This window comes from Enterobacter sp. EC_50, from assembly GCF_019584525.1.
In the GTDB taxonomy this organism is placed as follows: Bacteria; Pseudomonadota; Gammaproteobacteria; order Enterobacterales; family Enterobacteriaceae; genus Enterobacter; species Enterobacter roggenkampii.
This window is the reverse complement of record NZ_VDAF01000107.1, coordinates 1-251: the sequence shown is the minus strand read 5'-3', so window position 1 is coordinate 251 and position 251 is coordinate 1. Positions and strand designations below refer to the sequence as shown.

1 protein-coding gene is annotated in these 251 nt (G+C 47.4%); it reads right to left on the bottom strand.

Going from position 1 to position 251, the window contains the following annotated elements:
* On the bottom strand, positions 1-58 hold a 58-nt coding region (locus FHC48_RS23900; protein ID WP_097491765.1), incomplete at its 3' end, for an IS1 family transposase.
* Between the last annotated feature and the right edge of the window lie 193 nt (positions 59-251).

Below are 251 nucleotides of genomic sequence, written 5' to 3'. Positions count from 1 at the left end.
TACGCACCACCCCGTCAGTAGCTGAACAGGAGGGACAGCTGATAGAAACAGAAGCCACTGGAGCACCTCAAAAACACCATCATACACTAAATCAGTAAGTTGGCAGCATCACCATGTGCCCCATAGACAGTACCTTTAGGGAAGGTGCGAACAAGTCCCTGATATGAGATCATGTTTGTCATCTGGAGCCATGGAACAGAGTTCATCATGAGTCATCAACTTACCTTCGCCGACAGTGAATTCAGCAGTAA